21 protein-coding genes, 1 pseudogene and 1 riboswitch are annotated in these 22,407 nt (G+C 54.0%); of the genes and pseudogenes, 21 read left to right on the top strand and 1 reads right to left on the bottom strand.

Features of this window, described 5'->3' with window-relative positions; all coding sequences use genetic code 11:
• Positions 1-68: 68 nt before the first annotated feature.
• From C7120_RS02775 to C7120_RS02700, 17 genes are all read left to right on the top strand, one after another.
• On the top strand, positions 69-413 hold the full coding sequence (locus C7120_RS02775) for a hypothetical protein (RefSeq protein WP_107620250.1): 345 nt from the start codon (positions 69-71) through the stop codon (positions 411-413).
• A 416-nt stretch (positions 414-829) separates the two neighbouring features.
• Positions 830-2,944 carry a prolyl oligopeptidase family protein gene (locus tag C7120_RS02770; protein ID WP_107621353.1) on the top strand — a complete coding sequence of 705 codons (2,115 nt, stop codon included), beginning with the start codon at positions 830-832 and terminating at the stop codon, positions 2,942-2,944.
• A gap of 55 nt (positions 2,945-2,999) precedes the next feature.
• A complete protein-coding gene (locus C7120_RS14275; protein WP_255413132.1) occupies positions 3,000-3,122 on the top strand; it encodes a hypothetical protein in 123 nt (40 codons plus the stop codon).
• On the top strand, positions 3,119-3,376 hold the full coding sequence (locus C7120_RS02765) for a hypothetical protein (protein ID WP_107620249.1): 258 nt from the start codon (positions 3,119-3,121) through the stop codon (positions 3,374-3,376). Before C7120_RS14275 ends, C7120_RS02765 begins: the two co-directional genes overlap by 4 nt.
• Before the next feature lie 10 nt (positions 3,377-3,386).
• Positions 3,387-3,641: a hypothetical protein gene (locus tag C7120_RS02760; RefSeq protein WP_107620248.1), complete on the top strand. Its 255-nt coding sequence runs from the start codon at positions 3,387-3,389 to the stop codon at positions 3,639-3,641.
• 164 nt (positions 3,642-3,805) lie between these two features.
• Positions 3,806-4,258, top strand: coding sequence for a hypothetical protein (locus tag C7120_RS02755; RefSeq protein ID WP_107620247.1), 453 nt, complete (start codon positions 3,806-3,808; stop codon positions 4,256-4,258).
• 31 nt (positions 4,259-4,289) lie between these two features.
• Positions 4,290-5,261: an A/G-specific adenine glycosylase gene (gene mutY, locus C7120_RS02750; protein WP_107620246.1), complete on the top strand. Its 972-nt coding sequence runs from the start codon at positions 4,290-4,292 to the stop codon at positions 5,259-5,261.
• Between the two features lie 76 nt (positions 5,262-5,337).
• The gene (locus C7120_RS02745) at positions 5,338-6,150 is read left to right on the top strand and encodes a class I SAM-dependent methyltransferase (RefSeq protein WP_107620245.1); all 813 of its coding nucleotides are present in this window, start codon (positions 5,338-5,340) and stop codon (positions 6,148-6,150) included.
• Positions 6,151-6,306: 156 nt separating this feature from the next.
• A riboswitch (TPP riboswitch) is annotated at positions 6,307-6,405 on the top strand.
• Between the two features lie 35 nt (positions 6,406-6,440).
• Positions 6,441-8,798, top strand: coding sequence for a TonB-dependent receptor (locus C7120_RS02740; protein ID WP_107620244.1), 2,358 nt, complete (start codon positions 6,441-6,443; stop codon positions 8,796-8,798).
• 7 nt (positions 8,799-8,805) lie between these two features.
• A complete protein-coding gene (pnuC, locus tag C7120_RS02735) occupies positions 8,806-9,423 on the top strand; it encodes a nicotinamide riboside transporter PnuC (RefSeq protein WP_107620243.1) in 618 nt (205 codons plus the stop codon).
• 223 nt (positions 9,424-9,646) lie between these two features.
• A complete protein-coding gene (locus C7120_RS02730; RefSeq protein ID WP_107620242.1) occupies positions 9,647-11,440 on the top strand; it encodes a hypothetical protein in 1,794 nt (597 codons plus the stop codon).
• Positions 11,441-11,489: 49 nt separating this feature from the next.
• Complete coding sequence (locus C7120_RS02725) at positions 11,490-13,577, top strand: TonB-dependent siderophore receptor (protein ID WP_107620241.1); 2,088 nt, start codon at positions 11,490-11,492, stop codon at positions 13,575-13,577.
• A gap of 117 nt (positions 13,578-13,694) precedes the next feature.
• On the top strand, positions 13,695-14,003 hold the full coding sequence (locus tag C7120_RS02720) for a hypothetical protein (RefSeq protein ID WP_146154189.1): 309 nt from the start codon (positions 13,695-13,697) through the stop codon (positions 14,001-14,003).
• Between the two features lie 73 nt (positions 14,004-14,076).
• Positions 14,077-15,237: a hypothetical protein gene (locus C7120_RS02715; RefSeq protein ID WP_107620239.1), complete on the top strand. Its 1,161-nt coding sequence runs from the start codon at positions 14,077-14,079 to the stop codon at positions 15,235-15,237.
• A 21-nt stretch (positions 15,238-15,258) separates the two neighbouring features.
• A complete protein-coding gene (locus C7120_RS02710) occupies positions 15,259-16,398 on the top strand; it encodes a hypothetical protein (protein ID WP_107620238.1) in 1,140 nt (379 codons plus the stop codon).
• A gap of 20 nt (positions 16,399-16,418) precedes the next feature.
• Positions 16,419-17,618, top strand: a complete 1,200-nt coding sequence (locus C7120_RS02705; protein WP_107620237.1) for a hypothetical protein — start codon at positions 16,419-16,421, stop codon at positions 17,616-17,618.
• Positions 17,619-17,679: 61 nt separating this feature from the next.
• Positions 17,680-18,948: an OmpA family protein gene (locus tag C7120_RS02700; protein WP_107620236.1), complete on the top strand. Its 1,269-nt coding sequence runs from the start codon at positions 17,680-17,682 to the stop codon at positions 18,946-18,948.
• Between the two features lie 343 nt (positions 18,949-19,291).
• On the opposite strand, the pseudogene C7120_RS14320 reads toward C7120_RS02700, so the two are convergent.
• Positions 19,292-19,505, bottom strand: a pseudogene (locus C7120_RS14320) (hypothetical protein).
• A 676-nt stretch (positions 19,506-20,181) separates the two neighbouring features.
• Between C7120_RS14320 and C7120_RS02680 the strand changes: the two are divergent.
• The 4 genes from C7120_RS02680 to C7120_RS02665 are packed head-to-tail and all read left to right on the top strand — an operon-like array spanning position 20,182 to position 22,388.
• Positions 20,182-20,397 (top strand): hypothetical protein, encoded by a 216-nt coding sequence (locus tag C7120_RS02680; protein WP_008126037.1) that lies wholly within the window; start codon positions 20,182-20,184, stop codon positions 20,395-20,397.
• Between the two features lie 11 nt (positions 20,398-20,408).
• Positions 20,409-20,630 (top strand): hypothetical protein, encoded by a 222-nt coding sequence (locus tag C7120_RS02675; protein WP_004371749.1) that lies wholly within the window; start codon positions 20,409-20,411, stop codon positions 20,628-20,630.
• 13 nt (positions 20,631-20,643) lie between these two features.
• Entirely contained in the window at positions 20,644-21,060 is a 417-nt protein-coding gene (locus C7120_RS02670; RefSeq protein WP_004371748.1) for a PcfK-like family protein, read from the top strand.
• Positions 21,057-22,388, top strand: coding sequence for a PcfJ domain-containing protein (locus C7120_RS02665; protein WP_028900990.1), 1,332 nt, complete (start codon positions 21,057-21,059; stop codon positions 22,386-22,388). The genes C7120_RS02670 and C7120_RS02665 overlap by 4 nt, the downstream gene beginning before the upstream one ends.
• The last annotated feature ends 19 nt before the right edge of the window (positions 22,389-22,407 follow it).

Here is a 22,407-nt window from a genome sequence, read left to right as displayed (position 1 = left end):
GACTCGCCGGAATGGACGGGGCATGATGAATCACGCCCCTATGACTGTCGGACGCAATCAGAAAAATCATGCCCAAGCCTCTGCACAGCCCCCTTCTCTCTTTCCCCTCGCACGAAGAGAACAACCCAAATGTCAAAGAACGACTGCCCGAAGGCCTGACCATCCGCCCCAACCGCTGGGCACAGGGAGGGGAGGATGCCTGTACAAAAAACCAGAACGGAAAAGAACATGTTTTCAGAAATCCTATTAACACGCTGCAAAGATACAACATGAACGCCCGATTTCCAAAACTCAACACCCCGTTTTTCTACTTTTACGGCCTCCCACAGAGGGGAAATCCCCTCTCCGCGGGGAAACCATCGGTCATCGAACGAGCAGTCGCGGCCGGTGAGACAGGCCGGCGAGGAAGGTAATGAATGAAGACGGACATTCCTTTCAGCGGCCTTTTCTCCTCCTTTTAACGGCTAAAAGCTTTGCTCCTAACGGTTAAAAGCCTGCCTTCCGACGGCCTTTTATCCGACAGCCATCCGCAGCCTCCCCGCGTTGGAGTTATCACAAGGATGCCACCAGGTGTCAGGGTAGTGGCAACGACATCAGCTCACTCGGGCCCGAACATTATTTATCGCGTCCGCGATAGATGAAGAAGAAGATGAAAAAGAAAAAGAAAAAGAAAAAAGAAAGAGGCCGGCAAGGCAGCCTCTTTCGGAAAGATTTTTACTTTTCGGAAACAGGAAGGGATGCCGACAGGACGGCCGGGCACGGGAAGCGACGCAAATTATCAGCACTTTCGTTTGGCGGAACCGCAAAAAATATCTATATTTGCCACATGATGAAGAAATATATCCTATCGGCCATTGTCATGCTTGCGCCCGCAACTGTGATGGCACAGAGAGTTCAGTATCCAGTAGCGCCGCGCGACAACACCGTGGACACTTACTTCGGCGAGCAGGTGCCCGATCCCTTCCGCCCGCTCGAGGACGACAACTCGGAGGCCACGAAAGCCTGGGTGGAGGCCGAGAACCGACTCACGCAGGCATACTTGCGGAAGATTCCGTTCCGCGGCAAGATCCTGAAGCGGCTCAAGGAGCTGGCCAACTACGGCAAGGTGTCGGCACCATCGTTCAGCAAGAAGACCGGCAAATGGTATTTCTCCAAGAACGACGGACTGCAGAACCAGAGCGTCATCTACGAGATGGACCGTCTCGGCGACGAGCGCGACGCCCGCGTGTTCCTCGATCCCAACCGGCTCTCGGCCGACGGCACGGTGGCCCTCAAAGGCAGCTACATCTCCAACGACGGCCGCTACTGCGCCTATTCTATCTCCCGCAGCGGCAGCGACTGGCAGGAGTTCTATGTCATCGACCTGCGGACCCGCCAGCTGCTGGACGACCACATCCAATGGGCAAAGTTCTCCGGAGCCGCCTGGTATAAGGACGGCTTCTTCTACAGTGCCTACGACAAGCCCGAGGAGGGCCGCGCCTTCTCCGGCAAGAACTCCACCCACAAGATATATTACCACAAGATCGGCACGCCCCAGACGAGCGACCGCCTCTTCTATCAGAACCCCGCGAAGCCGATGGAGTTCTTCTCCACCTTCGTCAACGAGGACGAGACCCTCCAGATGCTCTTTGAGAGCGGAGCGGGAGCGGGCTCTAATCTCTATGTGCGCTCCCTCAAGGAGCCCGACACGCAGTTCGTGCAGATGACGGCGAACATGGACAACATCTACTCGCCCGTAGAGTTCATCGGCGACAAGATCTATATCCTCACCAACGACAGAGCGCCAAAGTATAAGCTGATGGTGGCCGATATCCGGCAACCGGGCATCGGCGACTGGAAGACCCTGATACCGGAGGGCAACGATGTGCTGGAGAGCGCCAGCATCATCGACGGCAAACTCTACCTCACCTACATGGTGGATGCCTGCGACAGGGTGCGCATATACAGCCTCGACGGCAAGCTCCTCCGCGAGATGAGCCTGCCCGGGCCGGGCTCCGTGGCCGTGGAGGGAAAGAAAGACCGCGAGGAGGTGTTCTTCAGCTTCACCTCGTTCACCCAGCCCAATGTGGTCTACCGCTACGACTACGAGAGCGATTCTTCCACCCCCTACGCGATGCCCGCCATCAAGGCGAACCTCGCAGACTATGAGACGAAGGAAGTATTCTACGAGAGCAAAGACGGCACCCGCGTGCCCATGTTCATCACCCATAAGAAAGGACTTAAGCTCAATGGCAGAAATCCCACCTTCCTCTATTCCTACGGAGGCTTCAACATCCCCATGACACCCGGTTTCAGCTCCTCGCTCCTGGCCTTCATGGAGCGGGGAGGCGTCTACGCCCAGCCCAGCATACGAGGCGGCAGCGAGTATGGCGAGGAGTGGCATCAGGCGGGTACGAAGATGCAGAAGCAGAATGTGTTCGACGACTTCATCGCCGCGGCCGAATACCTCATCCACGAGAAATACACCAGCAGCGATTACCTCGCCATCGCCGGCGGCAGCAACGGCGGGCTGCTCGTGGGAGCATGCATGACGCAACGCCCCGACCTCTACAAGGTATGCATCCCCCGCGTGGGCGTGATGGACATGCTGCGCTACCACAAGTTCACCATCGGGTGGAACTGGGCGAGCGACTATGGCACGAGCGACGACTCCAAGGAGATGTTCTCTTACCTGAAAGGCTACTCCCCCCTCCACAACATCCACAAGGGCGTGGCCTATCCCGCCACGCTCATCACCACCGCCGACCACGACGACCGTGTGGTGCCGGCTCATAGCTTCAAGTTCGCGGCAGCTCTGCAGGAGGCCAACGCGGGCAACCAGCCCGTGCTCATCCGCATCGACACCAAGGCCGGACACGGCGGCGGCAAGCCTCTGAGCAAGCAACTGGAGGAGACGGCCGACATCTACAGCTTTATCTTCCACAACATGGGAATCAAATACTAACCGAGGCAACACTTCCCCTTCAGATCGGCCGACATGACAGAGACAGAATGGAAACATGCCCAACGAGTGGCATATCACCGTAAAGGACGAGGCGCTGCCCATCGAAACGCAAGACAGCGCGCTGCCCTGGGCAGGCAAGTCTCTGAAAGACAACCCTAAGAATCAAGACCCATCATGAAGCTTTGGCAGAAAATCTTAGGAATCATAGTGCTGGCAGGCTTATCGATAGAAGGACTTATGACATGGCTCAACGCCTTCATCGACATGAAGTATATGGTAGAGCCACATGCAGGCATGGATGATAACCTCTGGGCTTTGGTGCGGGAATACTATTTCGTTGTAACCAACCTTTCGGTGGCATTAGGCATCAGCATAGCCTTGTGCATCTTCCTCTTCATCTGCCTGTGGGGGAAAGAAGGAAAGAAAGAATAAAAGAATAAAGATGAAGAATTGGCAGAAAGTAGGACTTCTGGTGGCCTTCCACGGCTTGATGATGACCGACTACTACATCTGGGACACCGCACGCCTCGGCATCAAGACCTTCAAAAGCGCACAGCCGGCAGGACCCACCCTCCATGATTACGCCCTCCATCAGGTCGACCGACTGGGGTGGCTGCTATTTGCAAATGTGTTGGCCATCGGCCTCCTCGTAGTCTGGCTCTGCCTACGGAGGAAGAGAGCACACACGCCCGTATAAAGACTGAATGGGTAGACTCGCATCAATAATGGTAAGGAGCAAGGGCTGACGACAGGGAAACCACCCCTTCCCATAGCAAGCCACTGCCGAGAGAGGAGTATTCGCAGCCTTGAAAATTTGTTTGCCATCCCGTCGCGTTTCCTGTTTTTTTTCGTATCTTTGCAATGAGAATCATAGAAACCACAACAAAAGACATGTATCGCAAACTGAATCGAATGGCTGCCTTAATGCTACTGCTGGGCACGCTACTGCTGGCAGGTTGTTCACAAGTAACCGACTGGAAGCTGAAGTCAGAGGTCAAGAAGATAAACCAGAACCTGCCCCGACAGGTCTACGACGATCTCACGCTGACGCGCGTGGACTACCGCTCCCATAAGATATCGTATCACCTCACCGTCGAGGAGAAAGGCAGGAGCGTGGACATGAACCAAGTAGCCGACTACCTGAAGAACCAGTTCATACAGAATATAGGATCCGCAAGCAATAACGAGAAGGATGTCATAGACGAGGCCTTGGACAATCACATCGACATTGCCTTCACCATCAAGGGAAGCGAGAGCGGTCGGAGGATAGAGACCGTGATTCATCCCGACGAGCTGGAGCAGGCACTATGGTAAGCAAACAGGCGTGAGGTCCCATCTTCCCGACATGGCAAACGGCAATTTCCAATTGGCAATTCTTCGCTGGTATGAGGAGAATGGGCGCAGCCTCCCTTGGCGGGAGACCCGCGATCCATATGCCATCTGGCTCTCGGAGGTCATCCTCCAGCAGACGCGCATCGCACAGGGCACCGACTACTGGCACCGCTTCATGCGCCGATGGCCAACCGTGGAGTTGCTGGCTGCCGCTACCGAAGATGAAGTCCTGAAGGAATGGCAGGGACTGGGCTACTACTCACGAGCCCGAAACCTGCATGCCGCCGCCCGGCAGATAGTTGCCAATGGGGGCTTTCCCCGTACTTATGAGGGCATCCGTGCCCTGAAAGGTGTGGGCGACTATACTGCCTCGGCCATCGCCTCGATAGCTTTCGGCCTGTCGCATGCTGCCGTAGACGGCAATGTCTACCGTGTGCTGAGTCGGTATTTTGGCATTTCTACACCCATCAACAGCACGGGTGGCAAGAAAGAATTTCAGCAACTGGACGACGAACTGCTGCCCCACGACAAGGCGGGGACATGGAATCAGGCCATGATGGATTTCGGAGCCCTGCAGTGCACGCCACAGTCGCCGCGCTGTCTCCTCTGTCCGTTGCAGGAAAGCTGCTATGCCCTGCGCACAGGAAAGATAGAAGAGTTACCCGTGAAAGAGAAAAAGCTGAAGCGGCGCGAGCGTTTCTTCACCTATTTCCTACTGCAAAACAACGGCCAAACAGCCATTCGTCGTCGGGGTTCCAATGACATATGGCAAGGCCTTTGGGAACCCATCCTGAAAGAAGAACCTTTTCCCAAGGAGGAAACCGAAGTCAAGCACATCCTTACCCATCAGACCATCTATGCCCGGATGATGGCGGTAAAAGCCGTAGACAGCGACCTGCCCGAAGGTTATCAGTGGATAGACTTCTCCGACCTTGCCGACTATGCGCTGCCCCGTCTCGTGGAGAAATTGCTCGAAAAACACTGAAAATACCAACTATTGAGTATTGCGGACCATCTGCCTTTTTGCTACTTTTGTCATAAACAACAGATCAATTTACAGTATGACAGAATCAATCATTCAGAAAAGAAACGGATGCGAGCCAGAATACGGCAACTGGATACCCGTAAAGTTGGTAGGCATCCTCCTCTCGCTAACCATCGTCGCCTTTATCATCTTCATCCTCACGATGCTCTATAGCGAGAGCAACCTGCTGAAGGCACTCACCACCCTTCTCTTTCTTGTCATTACCTTTTTCTTCGGTTACATGACCTATGTGCGCCGCGCCTTCAGCTTCAAACACGGCGGACTCATGGGCAAGGTGCATCAGTATGTCTTAGACTGTCTGGCATGGGACGGCAAAGGTAAGTTGCTAGATGTGGGATGTGGATCCGGTGCGCTCACCATCCGCTGCGCAAAGGCCTTCACGGAGGCCGAATGCACAGGCATCGACTACTGGGGAGCCCTATGGGACTACGATCAGAAGATGTGCGTGCGCAATGCCGAGATAAAGGGAGTGAGCGACAGATGCTCGTTCAGGAAGGGAGATGCCAGTCGGCTGGAATTCGGAGACGAGACCTTTGACGCCGTGGTGAGCAACTTCGTCTACCACGAGGTGCGCAACAATCCCAACAAGGAAGCCCTCATCCGAGAAACCCTGCGCGTATTGAAGAAAGGCGGCGCGTTTGCCCTGCACGACCTCTTCTCAAACAAACACATCTACAAAGATTTCAATGGAATCGTAGAACGCCTGAAGGCTGACGGAATCAGCAAGATATATTTTGTGGCGAACACGGAAAAAACAATCCCCCTGCCACAACTCATGCGGATGCCCGGCATGCTCACAGGCCTGGGCATACTCTACGGAAAGAAATAAGACACACCAGAAACTTTCCCCCGAGAAGAAGAACAACGGAAAATCCGGAACCACAGACTTCCCTCGTCCTCCGAAAAGAAGGGCGAGGGAAAGTTTTCACCCCATAACCCTTGCAGGTTCTCTTTTTTATTCGTACCTTTGCAGTCGACAGGCAAATGGCCTGTTAAGGGGTGCCCGCACGATTGGCGGAGCTGAGAATATACCCGATAACCTGATCCAGGTAATGCTGGCGTAGGTAGGTCTATGAAACATCCCTTATACATTAATTACTTAATTTATAAGATTCAAAGATGAAGAAACTTTTTATCTTGGCGACCGCGCTGGTAGGCGTGGCAACAACAAGTGCACAGGCTCCGAAAGACTCTCTGCTGCATGAGGAGATTCAGGAAGTAGTGGTCAAGGGCGTGCGCGTGCAGAAAAACGCGCCCTTCGCGGTGGCCAACATCAAGAAAGCCGAACTGCGGCAGTTCGGTAAGTCGGGACAGGAGCTGCCCTTCCTCTTCGCCCGCACGCCGGGTATCCTGGCATGGAGCGAGAACGGCATGGGCACGGGAACCACCTATATGCGCATCCGTGGGGCGGCGGGCTCGCGCGTCAATGTTACCCTCGACGGCGTGGCCCTCAACTCGCCGGAAGACCAGACCGTGTTCTGGGCCAACATGAACTCCTACGCCGCCCTGCTCGGCAGCGTCCAGATCCAGCGTGGCGTGGGGGCTTCCACCAATGGCGACGGAGCCTTCGGAGGTTCCATCTCCCTCGCCACGGCGGCTCCCTCGCAGGTGCCGAGCCTCGAACTTACCGGTTCCTACGGCTCCTACAACACCTATAACATCGGATTCAACTTCTCGTCGGGCATGCTCGGCAGCCACTGGATTCTCAACGGTGCCTACCACGAGACGGCCACCGACGGATTCCTGCACGGCACCGACGGTCGCTCGGGCTCTTATTTCGGCGGCCTCACCTACTATGCCGACCGCCTCACGCTGGCCTACAAAAACATCGGCAACTTCGAGAAGACCGGCCAGGCATGGAACGGAGTAACGGCGGGCAACGACGACGCCACGCTCATGGGCGACGCCATCCGCACCTATCAGGATATGTATCACCACGGACTGGGACGCTTCAACCCGCTCTACGAGGGCATCGTCTTCGACGAAAGCCATTGGCGCTTCTCGCAGGACGCAAGGGGAAACTTCATCACCCATCGCTACGCCATGCAGGACGGGTCGCTCTGGAAGAAGACCACCGACAACTTCTATCAGAACCACAACATCCTCTCCGTCGTCTGGCGACCAGGCACCCACTGGACGCACAACGCCGCCCTGCACTACACCTACGGCTACGGCTACTACAACGAGTTCCGCCCCAACAACAAGTTCTCCAAGTTCGGACTTACGGCCACCGACGCCGCCGGTAACAAAATCAAGCGCGGCGACTTCGTGCGCAGGAAAGGATTGGCGCAGCACACCTACGGGCTGGTCTACAACCTCAACTACAGCGACAAGCTCATGGAAGTGCTCGGTGGCGTCAACCTCCAGCAGTTCCGCGGCAGCCACTTCGGCTATCTCACCTATGTGAAGGACAAGGGGCAGACACAGAACTTCACCGGAAAACAATACTACGATTCCGATGCGCGCAAGGATGACTATTCAGCCTTCGTCAAGGGCACGCTCCACGCAGGAGAACTCCTCGACCTCTTCGCCGATGTACAATACCGATATGTGGCCTACAAGACCTGGGGCATCAACGATAAGTTCATCAATCAATCCGACGGAACCTACCGCAACCAAGCCCTCGACATCAATGCCCACTACCACTTCCTCAACCCCAAGGCCGGAATCACCTTCCACAGTGGCGCCCACAAGGCCTATGCCTCTGCCGCCTATGCCAGCCGCGAGCCGGAGCGCAACAACTTCACCGACAACGGCAACTATCCCGCCCCCGGCGCCGAGCACCTGCTCGACTTTGAGTTGGGCTACGACTACACGGGCAGCAACTGGACCGTAGGCCTCAACCTGTACTATATGAAGTATCGGGACCAGTTCGTGCAGACGGGCATGAAGAGCGACATCGGCGAGAACCTGACCACCAACATCGACAGGAGCTTCCGCATGGGAGTGGAGCTCTCAGCAGGCTGGAGTCCGGCCGCGTGGCTCACGCTGGAAGGCAACGCGGCCTTGAGCCGCAACAAGGTGAGAGACTTCACGGAATATATTGAAAACTGGGACGGAGCCCCCGTCAAGGCGCACTACGACAACTCCACCCTCGCCTTCTCGCCATCGACTCTCCTCAATGGCGTGATCGACCTCCACCACAAGGGCTTCCAGGCCGTGTGGCACACCAATTTCGTGAGCCGGCAGTATCTCGACAACACCGCCGACAAGCTGCGCTCGCTGCCCAGCTTCTCGCAGAGCAACCTCCACTTGGGCTACACCGCCAAGAGCACGCGCCGCACGCTCGGCATCAAGGAGGTGGCGCTGGGACTGGACCTGAACAACCTCTTCGGCCGGCGCTATGCCGCCAGCGGATGGGTGTACAGCGCCGTCAGCGCGAAAAACAACTACACCCCCGACAACCGTTACTATCAGATAGGTTTCATCCCCATGGCGGGATTCACCTGCATGACAAACCTCACGCTGAAATTCTAAGCCTTTCATGACGGAATTCCTCTCCCTCCACTGGCTCGACATCACGACCACCCTGCTCGGCCTGGCCTACATCCTGCTGGAATACAAGGCCTCGATATGGCTCTGGCTGGTGGGCTTCGTGATGCAGGCGATGGACATCGTGCTCTATTACCAGCACGGGCTCTACGCCGACTGCGCCATGGAATTCTATTACATCGCCATGACCGTGTACGGCTTCGCCACCTGGAAATTCGGGCGGAAGCACGCCCAAGAGGAGGGGGAGGAACTGCCCGTGAGCCACTTCAAGCCGCGCCTCATCCTGCCATGGGCACTCTTCACCATGGCAGCTTGGGGTCTCCTGTGGTACTGGCTCACGCAGATAGGCTCCACGGTGCCCATGGCCGACGCCTTCACCACGGCCCTGAGCTTCGTGGGCATCTGGGCGCTGGCACGCAAATACCTGGAGCAATGGCTCATCTGGATCGTCGTGGACATCGTAACCAGCGCCCTCTACTTCTACAAAGACATCCCCTTCAAAGCCTCGCTCTACGCCCTCTATGTGGTCATCGCCGTGGCGGGCTACCTCAAGTGGCGTGGGATGATGCTCGGGCGGGAAGCGGAAATGTCCCGTCGCGGCACCCCATAGCCCCACGGGGCGCCGCTCCCCCTCCAATCGGAATTCGTCAGGAGTCATGTTACAAGCCGTGTGTAATCCGATTACAAGCTGTGTGTAACACGATTACAAGCCGCTTGTAACCCAACGACATGCCGCCCGCAAGTCCACCTTCTGAAATCTTCTGCTCACAGGTGTGCCGCTTTCTCAATTCTTTTTGCTATCTTTGCGGCAGAAACCTAACACCCCAACCGACATGAAAAAGATGCTGACACTCTCGCTCGCCCTGCTCGCCGCAGGTAACGGGCACGCCCAAACGGGCACGGGACAGGAGCCCGTGGCCTATGTGGGAGGCGAAATCTGCAACCCACGCCTTCACGAAGGCGGCTTCCGCTATGCCATCGGCACGGAAAACATACAGGTAATGCGCGCCAACCGCACGCACCCCGAGAGGGCCGACGGCTACGGATGGACCTACAACCATGCCCCCAACCTGACCTACTGGAACGGCTCGTTCTTCCTCGAATATCTCTCCAATCCCGTCGACGAGCAGCAACCTCCCGGGCAGACCTATTATGTCATGTCGAAGGATGGCCGCCACTGGAACAAGCCCCGCATAGCCTTTCCGCAATACAAGGCCCCCGAGGGAGTAACGATTCCCAAGCCCTACTACGGCTACATCCAGCATCAGCGCATGGGATTCTATACCGCCCCCAACGGCCGACTGCTCATCCTGGCCTTCCAGGGACATGCCTACGACCCTTTCAAGGAGGGCGGCATCGGGAGGATGGCACGCGAGGTGCACAAGGACGGTACGCTCGGCCCCATCTACTTCGTTCGCTATTCGTCGCATGCCGGCTGGAACGAGGGCAACACGGCGTATCCCTTCTACACCCGGTCGAAGGACAAGGGATTCCGCGAGGCCGTGGAATCGCTCCTCGCCGACAGGCTCAAGACCCTGCAATGGATTGACGAAGACCGGGGTCTCGACGGCTTCTACAGCCTCAAGGACTCCATCAACACCGTGCAGGCCACCTCATATTACCACCGCCGCGACGGCCAAGTGGTGGCACTCTGGAAATGGTCGTATGCCGCATTGTCGGACGATGAGGGGCGTAGCTGGACCGCGCCCGTGCGCTGCCCGTCGCTCATCATGGCCGGAGGGAAACAGTGGGGGCAACGCACGGGCGACGGCCGTTATGCCCTCTGCTACAACCCCATCGAAACGCAGCCCTACCGCTATCCGCTCATCGTCATTACCGGCGACGACGGCATCATCTTCGACTCTCTCGGCGTGGTGCACGGCGAGGTGCCCCCGCGCCGTTTCATGGGCGAGAACAAAGATTTCGGTCCCTGCTATGTGCGCGGCATCACCGAGGGCGAACAGCAACCCGAGGGACAGGACATGTGGCTCACTTACAGCGTGAACAAGGAGGATATCTGGGTGAGCCGTGTGCCCGTGCCCGTGAAGACCACTTGGCAAGGCCCGGTGAAGGACAATTTCGACGACATAAAACCGGACGCCACCATCCCTCACTGGAACATCTACCGCCCCACCTGGTGCCAAGTGCGGATAGACAAGGCACACCGGCTCTGCCTTTCCGATTCCGACCGCTACGACTACGCGCGTGCCATCCGTGTCTTCGAGACGGCAAAAAAGGTTGCCGTAAACCTCGACCTGAAGGTGGAAAAAGAGAATGCCGATCCCTTTGAAATCGACCTCACCGACCGCCACGGCACCCGTGCCGTGAGCCTCCGGCTGCAGAATGGCGAGATACGCTCCTGCGGCGAGGTCATCGGCCACTATCAACCGGGCATCGTGAGGCACCTTGCCTTCACCTTCGACAACGGCCTGCTGCGCTTCGAAGGCAGGACCTATCCTATCCTGCATGCCGTGAAAGAGGTGGAACGACTTAGCCTCCGCACGGGCGAATATCGGGAGTTGCCCAACCGGCAGACCCCCAACCAAGACCCGGCTCCCCCACTCCCGGGATGCGACGAACCGATGAGGCCGTCGCTCTACCTCGTCGACAATGTGAGCATCCGATAAGAGTCATCCCCTTGCGGATTCATATTTTTTTCGTACCTTTGCACCCGTTATGAACAAAGTACGGTTTAACAAGCGCTCGACCATCGTCTTCAAGCGCTTCTCCAACAAAGGCTATTCGCTCTTCGCTGCCCTTGGCAGGGAAGTGCTGATCGGCATCCTGAGCGTCTCCACGCTCTCCCACGCCAAGGCCGAGGGCATCAGCACCCGGATGGAGAAGGCCGATGCAGACAGCACCCTGCTGCATCAGGAGCACGAATTGGACGAGGTAAGCATTACGGCTTCACGAGCGCCGCTGGGCTCTACCCGGCAAGCGAGAATGGTAACCGTGCTGTCGCAGAAGGAAATTGCCGCTGCGCCAGCGCAAAGTATCAACGATTTGCTCAAGTATATAGCCGGAGTGGATGTCAGGCAGCGAGGTCCCGTGGGAGCACAGACCGACATCGGCATCCGCGGCGGCAACTACGAGCAAATCACAATCCTTCTGAACGGAGTCAACATCAACGACCCGCAGACTGGGCATAACGCCTTCGACTTCCCTTGCAGCCTTTCCGACATCCAGCGCATAGAAGTGCTGGAAGGTCCGGCCGCGCGCGTCTACGGCACCTCGTCGATGCTCGGGGCGGTAAACATCATCACCCGGGGCTACGACAACACGGGGCTGCAGGCCGGCGTGGAGGGGGGAAGCTACGGCTATCTCTCGGCCACGGCACGCGCCAAGTATGCCGACCGCCACCGATGGAGCCACTCCCTCTCGGGCACCTATACCCGCAGCGACGGCTACAGCCGCAGCCAGAAAGGGCACCTGAACATGGACTACAATGGCGGGAAGGCTTTTTATCAGGGACGCTACGATCATGCCGACTTCAACATCCGTTGGCAGGCAGGCATCAGCACGAGAAGCTTCGGCAGCAACACCTTCTACAGCAGCTACTCCGACGAGCAGTATGAGCGCACCACCAAGACCTACGCCGCCCTGCAAGGCAGCAACAAGCACGGGCGGCTGCACCTGCGGCCACAGCTCTACTGGAACCACTATACCGACCGGTTTGAGCTCTTCCATGACAACCCCGACGCCTATCCCTTCAACTATCACCGCACAAATGTGTTCGGGGCGGGCATCAACAGCTGGTACGACTGGTCGAGCCAACACCGCACGGCCTTGTCGGCAGAGATACGCGAGGAAGACCTCGTGAGCGGAAACCTCGGTGAGCCGCTCGACCACCCGAAACCCATACACGGCACCGAACGCGCCTATACCCACGGCATCAACCGCACAAACATCCAGCTGACGCTCGAACACAATATTCTCCTCAAGGCTTTCACGATCTCCATGGGCCTTACGGCGGTGAAGAACAGCTGGTCGGACGCAGGGACGCGCTTCTATCCTGGCATCGACGCCAGCTATCGCCTCAGCGAGCGGTGGAAGGTGTACGCCTCATACAATGCGTCGCTCCGCATGCCGTCGGTTACCGAACTCTATTATAATTCCAAGGGATACAACGCCAACAAGCACCTCAGACCCGAAGAACTCGCAGCCGTAGAAATCGGCATCGTACATGGCGCGCCGGGCATCAGGACACAGGTAAACGCCTTCTTCAACCACTACCGCAACCTCATCGACTGGATCATCAACGAGAAAGCGGTGTCGCAGGAACTCACGACGACCAACTTCGGGCAGATAAACGCCGTGGGCCTGCAGGCCGATGTGCGCCTCGACCTCAGTCGGCGGCTGCCCTCGCAACGCTTCCTGAAATCCCTGAACATGGCCTATACCTACCTGAATCAGGACCAGAAGCGCTATGAGGGCATCACGAGCCAATATGTGCTGGAGTATCTGCGCCACAAATTCGTGGCCAACTTACAGACGCAGGTGTGGCGCGCCCTCGGCCTGAACTTCAACTATCGTTTCCAGAAGCGCAACGGACAATATGCCATAGATTTCGACGAGACCACCCGGAAGAATATCCTGAACCGCTATTCGCCCTACAGCGTGCTCGATGCCAAGCTCACATGGACAGCCCCCCGCTACACCCTCTATCTCGAGGCCAACAACCTCACAGGGCACCGATATGCCGACTTCGGCCGCCTGAAGCAGCCGGGACGCTGGATCATGGCGGGCATGAGCATCCATCTATAGGGAACGATGGCCCCGAAAACCGCACCGAAAAGGAAAGAACCCAAATCATTAAAATAACTTAACAAAACGACTGGAAGCGCTGATAATCAATGCTTCCAGTTTTCGTGATGGCAAGAATTGACCATTTCGCCAACTTCTTTTTGTCAGGAATTGAATGCTTTTTGGCAAGAATTGAATAGAGCTTTCAATACTTTCATGCCTAACTTTGCACAAAAATCAAAGGGAAACAAAGATGCCATGGGATATAAGAAAAAAAGAACTCCTCTGCTGTCCGATAAAAACCCAGACCCTATCAACGAACGGATGGGGCTTCTGGACACGATAAAAGCCATGGTGGAAAAAGAAGTGAAAAAGCAGCTCGGAATAAAAAAAGAGAAGTCTCCGGCTGAATCGCAAAACCCGGAAGACGGCGACCAACCGCCTTGAACCAAAAACCATGTGGCACACAAGGCTGCCTGAAAAACAAGAAACAAAAACATATAAACCTATTTATATAAATATGAAAACGATCAAACTATTCATCATTGCCGCGCTGGCTACCCTCATGGGAGGAAGCCTATTCAGTTCCTGCGCCGACGACAACGACGATTTCCTGAGTCGGAATGATAAGGAACTGTCAGACCTCAATAAGGAAGACGCGGCCATCCGGGCAGAGCTCAAGAAGCAGATAGAACTTACGCGCACAGAGCTCAACCAGAAAATCAACACCCTCGAAACGACGCTCAAGAAACTCATCGACGACGAGGGGCAGAGCATTTACGACCAACTGGCAACGAAGATGTCGCAAACCAAGAATCTCATCAACGAGAAGTTTGACGGATTTGAAGACAATGTAGACGCCAAACTACCCGTACTGATGGGCAAGCTGGAGCAGTCGGGCAACAAGCTGGACGGCATTCTTAGCACGAGGAAAGGGCAGCTCGCCACCGCCATCGCAGAAGGAGACAAGCAGAACGAGGCGCTCATCCAGGCAGAAATCGCCAAGATAGGCGCCCTGCAGGCCAAGATGGCCGCGACAAAGACACGCATGGAGACCTTCGAGACGCAGATTGCCCAACTCGAAAAGAACAATGCCGCCATCCTCGAAATCGAGCAGAGCGTGAGCCAGTTGCAGGAGAAATACAAGGGGCAGGCTGCCCTGTTTGAGAAGTTCAACGGGCAGATACGCCAGATGGTGAATGAGACCATCGACAATCTGACCGGCCAACAGCTCAACACCTATAATGACCAGTTGGTGAAAGCTAAAGCCCTCACGGATGAGATGGTAGAAAAGCTGAGCGATTTTGAGGAACTTTCAGACAGAATAGAGGCCATCAAGAGCAAATACGATGAAGCCCTGAACAACAACGAAGCCACTGAACTACCACAGAAAGTGGAGGAACTGGAAAGTAAGTTCTCTGACATAGAGAACCTCATGAGCGACTTTGAAAACGTACCCACGGCGGGCGATTTCAACCTCGACGACATTAGTGCCCCACTCGACGACATGCCAACATGGTCTGAAGATGAGCTTACGCAGCTGATTACAGTTGATCCTGACGCAGCCGACGATATGATAGAGTTATTGGAGGGCTGGGCGCAGGACTGTGCGGAGTTGTTGATAAAGCTCGAAGATCTGATTTCAGAATACAATCAGATTAGGGATGAAATATTTGAATAACCACATTAACAAAACACGATTATGAGAAAATTCAATATCAAAAATGCGTTCGTGCCGGTCATAGGTTTCTTGCTGCTGAGCGGACTGCTCGGTGCATGCACCTCCTACGACTACGACGAAGAGATGAACAACCGTTTCAAGGAAGAGGCACGACTGAAAGCCGAGGACGAGAAGATAAAGGCTGAGATTATTGCCTCCATACAAGCCCTGCACACGGAACTGATGCAGAACATCAAAACAATGGAGCAGACGGTAGATGATAAGCTCAGCGAGAAGGACAAGGAGGTGGTAGCACGCTTCACGGCTGCCGAAAACGAACTGAAAAGCGTCATCGAAACCCGTGCCCAACAGGCCGGCGTGAAGATAGAAGAGCTGGGCACCACCCTCACGAATGCCATCAATGCCAAGCAGGAACTTTTCGACCAGGCTCTGTCGCTGGCGCGGCAAGAACTGGAGAAAGCCATCAAGGACGGCGATGAGGCCAATATCAAAAAGGCGCAGGACGCCATCGAACTCATTGCCAAGACGGAAAAAGAAGTGAAGGAAGCCGGGCAAGGCTATGAGGAACGAATCAACCGGCTGCTCGCTTTGGAAACCCGACTGGCTGACATGCGTACGGAAATTGAAAAGAAGGAAGCTGAAAAGGTAAGGTTACTGAAGCAGGCACAGGACTTCGAGGACAGGATGAAAGCCCTGATAGACTCGAAGATACAGACCTTCCGCAGCAGCAACCTCGCCAAGATCAAGAAGACGCTCGCCGACTACAACGCCAAGCTGTCATACTATGACAATTTAAGCGATTATACCTCCGAGCTTGAGAACCTCTCATCAGATGTAGCCGAACTGACTGACAATGTTCAGGATGCCATCAATAAGGCTAACGATCTCGTCGTCGCCATGGACGACGCTGCAACGGCATTGGATAATTTCAACACCGTTTATGATGAGATGGAAGCGCTGCATCAGGATGCGGAGTCTGTCTACGAGGATGCTAAAGACAAGGTGAAAGAAAACCTGAATGTCGTAGAAAACGAACTTGCGAAGATTCAGGAAATCAAAGATAAAGCGGATAGCGTTGTTGAGGAAATCTCCAACCTTAATAACTACATGGAAGAATGCGTGAGCGAAGCAGAAGACATGGCCGGCAATGTAAATGTATAACCCATAAAAGATAGAAGACTATGAACTATAAAAAGATAATACAGCTCTCGCTCCTGTGTGCCATGATGCTCCTCACGGGCTCATGCGCCAAGGACTATGCCGACGAAATAGCAACCTCAGACAAGAATGTCGCCGACCTGAAACAGGCCGATATAGAGCTGAGAAAACTCATCCAAACCGGGATAGCTACGCTCAACGAGCAAATCACGGCCGCACTCAACGAGACAGAAAAAGAAAAGCGGGCAGCCATCAAGGCTAAGGTGGCAGAATGGACAAAGAACATGGACGCGATGGTGAAGCGTATGGAAACCCTCACTGACGAGGAAATCCAGAAGCAGACGCAGAAACTCAATGCGCAGGTAACGACCATTGAGGGAAAGATTGCAGCCTTCGAGCAGCATAACAACAAGCAGATGGCCCAGCTGGAGGAAGACATCCGCAAGGCCAAGGAGCAAGGAGACGCAGCCACTCTTGCCAAGCTCGAGGAGCTGAAAAACCGACTCAAAGAAGCCGATGAGAGCATGGATGCCCTCAACCAGAAGGTGGATAAATGGCAGGGACAGCTCAACTCTATAGCCGCCAAGGACTATACTGCCACCTACGCCGCATACAAAAAGCGTATCGAAGCACTCAACGACATCGACATGGAGAAGCGTTACCAGAACATGCAAGCCATGCTCAAGGCACTCTCCATCTCGCAGTATGAGACACTCACGCACGACGACTTGGAATCTATCAACGGGCTTATCAATCGCATCAACAACCTCTACAAAAATGTCTATCAGCAATATGAAACTATCGATGGAGACCTGAACGATTGGGAAATGAAAGCCGAAAGCGAATGCTCAGACTTGGAGACGCTGGCTTCAGAGTTGGCTTCTATAGATCTGGATGCCGTAGAGGAGGTTTTCAACAACTACGATGGTTACGACGGCAAGGTGGACGACATCAACACTTGGGCTGATGATTTTCAGAATTTCATAGACGAAATTCAGGATGCAGTCCAGGAGGTTGACGATAAAGTGCAAGAGGCAGGAGATCTTGCGGAGGAAATCAACAATGAAATAAGTAATCTGGAAGTAGTCGATCATTCAGAGACCGTCGGGGCGATAGATTCTATCGGGCAGCAGCTGGCCGATGACATGAACGCGAAACTCCAGGAACAGTCCGATGCCTACCCGCATGCCTGGGGAGGCTCGACGCCTTCGGTGTCATGGTAATTCCAACCGTAATAAAGAAACTATATTATAGCTAATAACATTATTCGTATTAAACAAAGATATGAAAACAAAAAACATGATTATCGCTGCCCTCATGCTGGCATTGCCTATTGCCGCCATGGCGCAGACCAATGAACAGAAGAACGAGGCACGCCAGCAGTATTACAACAACTATGGGCACTGGACCATCGGCCTCAACGGCGGCCTATCGGCCATGTTTGGAGATTTCTCCACTTTCTCCGACGAGAAGTTCTATCCCGCTCCCATCGGAAGCGTGTCGGTGGGCTATCAGATGAACCCCACCGTGGGCTTCACCCTCGAGGGCTACTACAGCCATAACCAGCTGGGCGCGCTGTCGAGCAACAAGGACGAGTATCTGAATACCAACGGCTTCAAGGCCGACGGCCCGACCGACCCATTGACGGGCGACCAGTTCCTGAAGTACGGCGAGCTCTACAGCAAGGTTACGCTGTGGCAGGGTCGACTGGGACTTGACCTGAACTTGAGCAACATGTTCGGCGGCAACCGAGGAGAAAGGATGCGCAAGGTAACGCTCCTTTTCTCTCCCTCCTATTACTTCCAGTATTATCGGCCGAGGGTCTACCGCAAGAGCAACGACGCCCGCTACACCTCGCGCAACCTGTTCTATCAGGTGAACAACGGCGTAGGCGCTGAACTGGCTCTGCGCTTCCGCACTGGCCGCATCGTCGACCTTCAGCTCAAGGGTGGAGGCGTCTATGGCTTCAACAAGAAGTTTGATGGCATCGCCGGCGACAACACGAAGAACATCCTGGCCTATATGCAGGCCGGCATCATCTTCAAACTCAACGGCAAGACTAAACGCGACAACATCCTCTATGCGGCTACCCCGGCCTATGTACCCGAGATGAACCTCAACGGCCATTGCGACAAGTCATGCAATGTGATGCACGACACGATATATGTAGACCGCATCGTGGAGAAAGAAGTGGTGCGTGAAGTGATAAAGCGCGTGGCTACGCTGCCCAGCATCGGCTTCCGCCGCGGTCATGCCGACATCGACCAGACGAAGTATGCGCTGCAGCTGGAAACGATAGTCCGCTTCTTGAAAGACAACCCCGACATGGAGGTAGAGATTACCGGATGGGCCGACCACACGGGCGGAGAAGCCATCAATGCTGCCCTTACCCAGCAGCGCGCCGAGAACTTGCGCGACTATCTGGCCGAGCAGGGTATCAGTCTCGACCGCATCAAGAGCGTGGAAGGCAAGGGTAAGGACTTATCGCTCAGTGGCCGCGATGCCCTCAGCGTGAAGGCTCGCCGCGCCGATGTGGTAGGTCAGGAGAAATAAAAGCTATATAACTCAATAGGTTTTCATAACAAAAAGAAGGAACTTTCCTCTGCGAAGGAAGATATGTTTCCCAATGGGCGGACTCTCAAAGTCCGCCCATTTTCATATATCGTTTCTCCTGAAAGGATAAGCCAGAGCCAGCTTTCTCCGAATTTCTGCCAAAAGAGAGGATTCTCTTCCTTGTTTCTTGCAAGATTCCTGATTATTTCGTATATTTGTTGCCTGAAGTTACGAAAAGAGTGTAATTTATTGGAAATGAGCGTTGGTTAATCGCTCTTGATAGTAATAGGTTACGATTTAGTTAGTTATCTACTGCATTATCCTTCTGCGCGTTGCGTAACCTTCAAAGAACTCTTCGTATGCAAAAGTAGCTATTTAATCCGAGATTTTGATATAAACTCCCAGATTTTTATCCCCTCATTCATAAGATTTTTCCGTAAAAGCGGTATTATCCGTCGGCACACCATTGCCCAAAACGAGTTTGGAACAAACGTGTGCCAACTACCGCATAGCCGGAGAAAAGGGCATTGCCTCACGCCTAAACGATGTTTAGACAGATGAAGCAATGCCCCTTTCTTTTGCGCCTATGCCAAGAGGTGCTTTTACGGGTTTTCAGATGATTTTTTTTTTTCGCTGTCCCTTTTGCCGGAAGCGGAAAGTGAATGCAGAGTGTGTCCGCCTGCCCCATGAATGAAACAGGTAGCCACACACAGCGGGCAATCCGGGAAGAATGATTGTTGTCGCCCGGCTGGACAAGTCCTGTCGGATCGGAAAACAATCATACTTCCTTTGTAGTGGTTTGCCCTTTTCACGCTTCCGGTGATGTCTTTTTCCTTTTGGTGATTCCTTTTTTACGGATTTTTCCCTGAAGTTTTTTCTACCCAATCAGCCTCTGTTTTCGTTTACCTCCATTTTTGCGCCTTTCAGTGAGCCGCATCAGGCAGTCATTTCCGTTCTGGGCGCAAAGGTAATTCCGGGATTGGACGGGAAAGCAAGGTCAAGCCTCCTGTTTTCGGTAAAAATCTCCAGCCCTGCGGGTAGTATTTTGACCGAAAAACCTTGCATTCCCTAATCCCTACCTTTTCAAGCACCCGAAACGAAAACGACCGATGCGACAGAAAGACGCATAAAAAAAATGTCGGATAAACGAGAGGCAGATAAGATAGTTTGAAACTCAACTCCCTCAGCTCTTGAATCCGCATAAAAAACAAAAAAATCAAAAACAGCGAAGATATGACAGCAACGGCAAATTTCAGACAAGTGGCGCAATACATCGGGTTGGCGATATGCGGCTTGATGATGCGCACCGCCTTCGGGGTGTTCGGCATCCTTTGGGGCATCATCAGAGAGATTGTAAACGGAGTGTTCCGAGTGGCGATAGGTGTAATCGTGGCTATCCTTTTCACCATTGCCTTCTTCGGCTTCATCCTTTGGTTATTCACCCTTTAACCCTTACCGACATGGCAAAGAGAAACTGCAAGACGGTAGCGCAGCAGTGCAAATATTACGAGGTGGACAACATCTTCGTGTATATGGTGGAAACGTACATCAACGGCAATTTTAGCACTTTCCGAAGATTGTACCACGAACTGAACAAGGACGCACGGAGGGACTTCATGGACTTCCTTCTCAGCGAGGTAGAGCCGACCTATTGGAGAGAGATACTTAAACAGACAATCTAAAAACGACAGCGATATGAAAGGAACAGACCATTTCAAAAGAACGATACAAATGTATCTGGAACAGCGGGCGGAGGAAGATACGCTCTTTGCGAAGAAGTACCGCAACCCTGCCAAAAACATAGACGAGTGTGTGACCCACATTCTGAACTATGTGCAGAAAAGCGGTTGCAGCGGCTTCACGGACGGAGAGATATTCGGGCAAGTCATCCACTACTATGAGGAAAACGAGATAGAGGTGGGCAAACCTATGAACTGCCAAGTGGTGGTGAACCATGTTGTGGAACTCACGGAAGAGGAAAAGGCGGAGGCACGTCAGAATGCAGTCCGCAGATACCAAGAGGAGGAACTCCGCAAGTTGCAGAACCGCAACAGACCGTCAGCGAGAAAAGAAACCCACCCCCAACCCTCATTATTTGATTTAGGCTTATGAAACCGAAGACCAAGATACAGAAAGAGGTGGCAAGACTTTCAGCCAACCTCCGCCCCATATCAACGACACAAATTGAATGGGCATACCGCCACTGCATTGAACATATAGGCTACCGCACCAAGAAAGGGAACATCACCTGCTCCGACTGCGGTCACGAGTGGCACAGCGACAGCGTACTGTGCGACACCCTTGAAGGTTGCACCTGCCCCAAATGCCATGCCGAACTCAAAGTGCAGGACACACGCAAACGTATCTACAAGGAAACGCAGTATTTCAGCGTGATAACCACCTGCAAAGGCTATCAGGTAATCCGTGTGGCGCAGGTCAGATGCGAGAGCAGGAAAGGCGAGCCGATGCACTTCTATTGCCACGAGGTTGTGCAGCGTTGGATTTCACCCGACGGTAAGGTTACGGACATGGCGTTGCTCCGTGGCTTCACATTCTGTTACTGCGATGTATGGGCATTGTGCAGCGCGATGGAGATAAGACCGCACAACAGCCTATACGATGATGTTGTGGCAAGAAGCTGTGCATATCCCAAAATGAGGGTATTACCCCAACTCAGACGCAACGGCTTCAAGGGCGATTTCCACGGCATTTCCCCCGTGCGTCTTTTCAAAGCCTTGCTTTCAGACCCAAGAATTGAAACCCTTATGAAAGGCGGTGAGATTGAGGTTATGAAACACTTTCTTTTCAATGCCCGTACTGCCGATGAATGCTGGGCATCATATCTGATTGCCAAGCGTCACAAGTATCTGATAGACAACTTCTCCATGTGGTGCGACTATCTGCGTATGCTCAACAAACTCGGTCAAGACCTCCGCAACCCGAAGAACATCTGCCCCGAAGATTTCATGGCGGCACACGACAACGCAACCCGAAAGATTGAAACCATACACGAGAAGGAACGAGCCGAGCAACGCCGCCGCTGGGAGATTGAAAGGCGTGAGCGTGAGCAACAGCGGCAACTGCAAAGGGAAAAAGATGCGGAGGATTTCATCGCCAACAAATCCAAATTCTTCGGATTGGTAATCACGGACGAGGAAATAATCATCAAGGTGCTTGAAAGTATAGACGAGTATTACAGCGAGGGCAAGGCACAGAACATCTGCGTGTTCGGCAGTGAATACTACAAGAAAGCCGACACCCTCATACTCTCGGCAAGGATTGGCGGTGAGATAATTGAAACCGTAGAGGTGGATTTGCGGACACTCAAGGTGGTGCAGTGCCACGGCAAGTACAACCAAGACACCGAATACCACGAGCGCATCATAGACCTTGTGAATAAGAACGCCAACCTTATCCGTGAGCGGATGAAAGTGGCATAGCATCAACCCTAAAACAACA

This window comes from Prevotella sp. oral taxon 376 (assembly GCF_003043945.1).
In the GTDB taxonomy this organism is placed as follows: domain Bacteria; phylum Bacteroidota; class Bacteroidia; order Bacteroidales; family Bacteroidaceae; genus Prevotella.
The sequence above is the reverse complement of the archived record's forward strand: the minus strand, read 5'-3'. Positions and strand labels throughout refer to the sequence as shown.

What these genes read in the sequence shown, in the direction of transcription:
- C7120_RS02775 (WP_107620250.1), top strand. Translation starts at nt 69, where the DNA reads ATGCCCAAGCCTCTGCACAGCCCCCTTCTCTCTTTCCCCTCGCACGAA.
- C7120_RS02770 (WP_107621353.1), top strand. Translation starts at nt 830, where the DNA reads ATGAAGAAATATATCCTATCGGCCATTGTCATGCTTGCGCCCGCAACT.
- C7120_RS14275 (WP_255413132.1), top strand. Translation starts at nt 3,000, where the DNA reads ATGCCCAACGAGTGGCATATCACCGTAAAGGACGAGGCGCTGCCCATC.
- C7120_RS02765 (WP_107620249.1), top strand. Translation starts at nt 3,119, where the DNA reads ATGAAGCTTTGGCAGAAAATCTTAGGAATCATAGTGCTGGCAGGCTTA.
- C7120_RS02760 (WP_107620248.1), top strand. Translation starts at nt 3,387, where the DNA reads ATGAAGAATTGGCAGAAAGTAGGACTTCTGGTGGCCTTCCACGGCTTG.
- C7120_RS02755 (WP_107620247.1), top strand. Translation starts at nt 3,806, where the DNA reads ATGAGAATCATAGAAACCACAACAAAAGACATGTATCGCAAACTGAAT.
- mutY (WP_107620246.1), top strand. Translation starts at nt 4,290, where the DNA reads ATGGCAAACGGCAATTTCCAATTGGCAATTCTTCGCTGGTATGAGGAG.
- C7120_RS02745 (WP_107620245.1), top strand. Translation starts at nt 5,338, where the DNA reads ATGACAGAATCAATCATTCAGAAAAGAAACGGATGCGAGCCAGAATAC.
- C7120_RS02740 (WP_107620244.1), top strand. Translation starts at nt 6,441, where the DNA reads ATGAAGAAACTTTTTATCTTGGCGACCGCGCTGGTAGGCGTGGCAACA.
- pnuC (WP_107620243.1), top strand. Translation starts at nt 8,806, where the DNA reads ATGACGGAATTCCTCTCCCTCCACTGGCTCGACATCACGACCACCCTG.
- C7120_RS02730 (WP_107620242.1), top strand. Translation starts at nt 9,647, where the DNA reads ATGAAAAAGATGCTGACACTCTCGCTCGCCCTGCTCGCCGCAGGTAAC.
- C7120_RS02725 (WP_107620241.1), top strand. Translation starts at nt 11,490, where the DNA reads ATGAACAAAGTACGGTTTAACAAGCGCTCGACCATCGTCTTCAAGCGC.
- C7120_RS02715 (WP_107620239.1), top strand. Translation starts at nt 14,077, where the DNA reads ATGAAAACGATCAAACTATTCATCATTGCCGCGCTGGCTACCCTCATG.
- C7120_RS02710 (WP_107620238.1), top strand. Translation starts at nt 15,259, where the DNA reads ATGAGAAAATTCAATATCAAAAATGCGTTCGTGCCGGTCATAGGTTTC.
- C7120_RS02705 (WP_107620237.1), top strand. Translation starts at nt 16,419, where the DNA reads ATGAACTATAAAAAGATAATACAGCTCTCGCTCCTGTGTGCCATGATG.
- C7120_RS02700 (WP_107620236.1), top strand. Translation starts at nt 17,680, where the DNA reads ATGAAAACAAAAAACATGATTATCGCTGCCCTCATGCTGGCATTGCCT.
- C7120_RS02680 (WP_008126037.1), top strand. Translation starts at nt 20,182, where the DNA reads ATGACAGCAACGGCAAATTTCAGACAAGTGGCGCAATACATCGGGTTG.
- C7120_RS02675 (WP_004371749.1), top strand. Translation starts at nt 20,409, where the DNA reads ATGGCAAAGAGAAACTGCAAGACGGTAGCGCAGCAGTGCAAATATTAC.
- C7120_RS02670 (WP_004371748.1), top strand. Translation starts at nt 20,644, where the DNA reads ATGAAAGGAACAGACCATTTCAAAAGAACGATACAAATGTATCTGGAA.
- C7120_RS02665 (WP_028900990.1), top strand. Translation starts at nt 21,057, where the DNA reads ATGAAACCGAAGACCAAGATACAGAAAGAGGTGGCAAGACTTTCAGCC.